Genomic DNA, 739 nt, shown 5'->3' with positions numbered 1-739 from the left:
GCAGGGTCCAGGGCGATGACGAAGGTGCCATCTGCAGCGACGGTGCCAGTCGCGAGGATGTTGCCGGCCGCGTCACGCACCTGCACGGTGGTGCCCACTTCGCCTCTACCGCTGAGTTGGCTGCCGGCAAGGCCGATCACCAGGTTGGTCGGGGCTTCAGGCGGGGTGGTGTCGCCGCCATCGATGTCTGGGGCGGTGACCGAGCTGGCAACGGAAGTATTGCCAGCGGCATCGGTCGCCGTGGCCTGCAGCACTTCGCCGTCAACTTGTGGTGGGTTGAGGTTGAGGCTGAACACGCCGGTCGGGCCGACCACGGCAGTGCCCAGTTCAATGCCGTCGGCAGCCACGATGCGCACGGTGCTGCCCGGTTCGGCACGGCCGGTGATAACGCTGCCGTCCGCGCTGACGGCCAGTTCGGTCGGTGCGGCAGGGGCGGTGATATCCGGTGCGGTGATCTGGGTAGGCAGCGAGGAGACGCCGCCGTCATCGATAGCGACCACGTCCAGCAGTTCGCCGTTGGCCTGAGGCGGGTCGAGGGTGACGGTGAAGCTGCCGTCGGGGCCCGCCACCACAGTGCCAATCAGCGTGCCGTTGGTGTCATGTACTTCCACACGGGTGCCGGCCGGCGCGGTACCGGTGAGGGTGGTGCCATCAGCATTGATGGCCAGATTGCTCGGGCTATCGGGCGCAGTGGTCAGCGGTACGTCGTACTCGGTAGCCACGGACGCATTGCCGCTTG

At 67.3% G+C, this 739-nt stretch carries 1 protein-coding gene; it reads right to left on the bottom strand.

Going from position 1 to position 739, the window contains the following annotated elements; translation table 11 throughout:
• Window positions 1-739: Ig-like domain-containing protein (locus INQ47_RS25625; protein WP_404702900.1), on the bottom strand; the 739-nt coding region annotated here is incomplete at both ends.

This window comes from Pseudomonas sp. 3HC3 (assembly GCF_044904505.1).
GTDB classification, from domain to species: Bacteria; Pseudomonadota; Gammaproteobacteria; order Pseudomonadales; family Pseudomonadaceae; genus Aquipseudomonas; species Aquipseudomonas putida_Y.
Note: the sequence above shows the minus strand (reverse complement) of the source record. Positions and strands in the feature narration are given on the sequence as shown.